The 1,755-nt window shown below is 69.1% G+C and carries 2 protein-coding genes; both read right to left on the bottom strand.

Going from position 1 to position 1,755, the window contains the following annotated elements:
• Positions 1-34: 34 nt before the first annotated feature.
• Positions 35-1,237: an RNA-guided endonuclease InsQ/TnpB family protein gene (locus tag C1A33_RS24715; protein ID WP_101833768.1), complete on the bottom strand. Its 1,203-nt coding sequence runs from the start codon at positions 1,235-1,237 to the stop codon at positions 35-37.
• The gene (gene tnpA, locus C1A33_RS24710) at positions 1,234-1,683 is read right to left on the bottom strand and encodes an IS200/IS605 family transposase (protein ID WP_101833766.1); all 450 of its coding nucleotides are present in this window, start codon (positions 1,681-1,683) and stop codon (positions 1,234-1,236) included. The genes C1A33_RS24715 and tnpA overlap by 4 nt, the downstream gene beginning before the upstream one ends.
• Positions 1,684-1,755: the final 72 nt, after the last annotated feature.

Raw genomic sequence — 1,755 nt, 5'->3', positions numbered from 1 at the left:
CGTGACTCCTCCACCGGCTGAGGCCGGCGGCTTCTCAGGACGACGTTGCCGCGGTCTGAAGGGCCAGCCCGGCCCTGAGGATGTTGACGGCCGCGTTCACGTCGGCGTGCGCGGCGTGCCCGCACCGCACGCACAGAAACCTGGCCTGCGTGGGCCGGTTCTCCGCCGCGACGTGCCCGCACCCCGGGCACCGCTGGGAGGTGTGACGGGGGTTCACCTCGACGACGAGCCGTCCGGCGCTTTCAGCCTTGGCGCGCAGCGCGTGGAGGAACACCCCCCACCCGGCGTCGTGCATGCTCGTGTTGAGTCCGGACTTGGCGGCCTGGCCGTTGGGAAGGAACCGGCCGGCGCTGTCGGGGTCGGGCTTGGGCCTGGCCCGCTTGACCATGCCCTTGATGTTCAGCTTCTCGACAACGATCAGGTCATGACCGGCGACGATCGCGTTCGCGGTCTTGTTCGCGAGGTCGACCCGCTGCCGGGCGACATGCCGGGACACGGCGGCGACCCTCTGCACGGCCCCGCGGCGCCGCTGCGAACCACGCCGCCTGCGCGAGAGGTCCCGTTGCGCGTCGGCCAGCCTGTCGGCGGACCGCCTCAAAAAACGCGGGTTGCCGTAGTGTTCGCCGTTGGAGTCGGTGACCAGCGACGCCACGCCAAGGTCAATGCCGACCACGGCGCCGGTCAGCGGCAGCGGCTTCGCGGGGACGTCGTCGCAGGACAGGATCAGGTGCCAGCGGGCGCCTTCGCGCTTGACGGACAGGGTCTTCACCCTGCCCCGCACGGGCCGGTGCTGGTGGACCTTGACATGCCCGGCGCCCTGAAGGCGGACGAACGTCCGCGTCGGGTGCTCGGGCTGCGAGTCCCACCGGCAGCCGTCGTTGTCGACGGGCCACGTCACCGTGTCGAACCAGCCGGCACCCTTGAACCGCGGATAGCCGGGCGTCTCCCCGCCCTTCACCCGGCGGAAGAACGCCTCGAACGCGAGGGTGAGCCGGCGCAGGGTGGCCTGCTGGGAGGAGAACGACCAGCGGGCCTGGTCCGGGTCACAGGCCCGGATCTCCTTCAACTGGGCGGACTGATCCCCGTACCGGATCCTCGTCTTCGACGGGTGCGCGTAGGCATCCCGACGTTCCTGCAACGCCGCGTTGTACAGCGTCCGATGATCGTCGAGCATTGCCGTCAGCGCGACGACCTGACGCGCGGTCGGGCGGAGCAGGAACCTGTACGTCCGCCTCACCGTGGCATTCCCCTTCGCCACGGCCGTTCGTCCTGCGTGTCGACGTACCGCCGCACCGTCTGCGCGGAGACCGCGCCGACGGTCGCGACGAAATACGACCGGGACCACAGCGTAGGCAGCCGGGAACGCAGGTGCGCGAACTCGCCCCGCAGTTCATGGGATGTGAAGCCCTTGACCTGGTTGGCGATGTACGACGGGGAGTGCTTCGGGTGAGCCTTCACGAACAGGTGCACATGGTCGGGCTCGATGTCCAGCGCGACGACCGGCCAGTCATGCTCGGCGCACTTCTGCCGGATCAGCGTGTCCAGCCGGTCACGAACCTGACCCACGAGGACAGCCCGACGGTACTTCGGGCACCAGACGACATGGAAGCCGAGATCATAGACCCCACCCGCCCCTCCGGTCACCTGCCGCACCACACCGGCGACTATACCAGCGCGGTCCATCTAACCATCGCGGTCCATACCGGATTCCCCTGCCGCCCAAAGGCAGCAGTCCCCTCCGGAGGTATTTGATGG

It is taken from the genome of Frankia canadensis, assembly GCF_900197875.1.
GTDB classification, from domain to species: Bacteria; Actinomycetota; Actinomycetes; order Frankiales; family Frankiaceae; genus Frankia; species Frankia canadensis.
The sequence above is the reverse complement of the archived record's forward strand: the minus strand, read 5'-3'. Positions and strand labels throughout refer to the sequence as shown.

Coding starts and splice junctions, on each gene's coding strand:
- tnpA (WP_101833766.1), bottom strand. CDS start 1,683: ATGGACCGCGCTGGTATAGTCGCCGGTGTGGTGCGGCAGGTGACCGGA.